The sequence below is a fragment of the Aggregatilinea sp. genome (assembly GCF_036822615.1).
GTDB lineage: Bacteria > Chloroflexota > Anaerolineae > Aggregatilineales > Aggregatilineaceae > Aggregatilinea.
This window is the reverse complement of record NZ_DAISHJ010000156.1, coordinates 1-701: the sequence shown is the minus strand read 5'-3', so window position 1 is coordinate 701 and position 701 is coordinate 1. Positions and strand designations below refer to the sequence as shown.

At 67.6% G+C, this 701-nt stretch carries 1 protein-coding gene; it reads right to left on the bottom strand.

Going from position 1 to position 701, the window contains the following annotated elements; translation table 11 throughout:
- A partial coding sequence (locus V7116_RS23830) for a protein phosphatase 2C domain-containing protein (protein WP_324394494.1) occupies positions 1-701 on the bottom strand: 701 nt, incomplete at both ends.

Genomic DNA, 701 nt, shown 5'->3' with positions numbered 1-701 from the left:
CCCGCCAGTCCGCGCCTGCCGATTTCCGCCGCCATGAATGCGCGCCGCTCCTCGCGCTGGGCGCGGGCGTCGCCGGGGTGCTCGCTGAAGATCTCGTCCGCGCTGGCGGGCCATTCCAGGCCGTCCGTCATCACGCAGACGTAAGCCACGTCGTTCAGTTCGATCTCGCCATACTGCAGGAAGTAACGCAGCTCCGGCTGGCCGTTCACCGCGCCGATGCCCTTATGCGGCTGCGGCAAGCCGTGCTCGTCCACGTAATTGTGCTTCAGGCCGGTGTTCAGATTCTGCTTGCGGATCTGCGGCTGCTGCACCAGCTCGCGGAAGGTCAGATCGGGCTTGGCGCTGCGCAGGGCCAGCGCCGCCTTGAGCACCTGATTGTCGTGCTCCTCGACCTGATTTTCGGTCGGGATCTCCACGCTGCCGTCACGCCGGACGACCAGCAGCGCCGTATCGCCCGCGCTGACGAAGCGCAGCGTCTCCGCGTCGGGATCATACTCGACTACCGTCGCCACGCAGGCGGGCAGGCCCAACCGCACGTAGCGCGGATCGCTTTTGAGCGCGTTGTACACTTCGTCGGGGAAGCCCATGTGATCCAGCGCCAGCGCGCCGAACAGGGCGGTCATTTCGCGTCCCAGATCGTCGTTGGCGGCCAGCAGCAGCGTGCGCAGATCGACCGGCGCGGCGTCGGCGGCGTGCCGCAG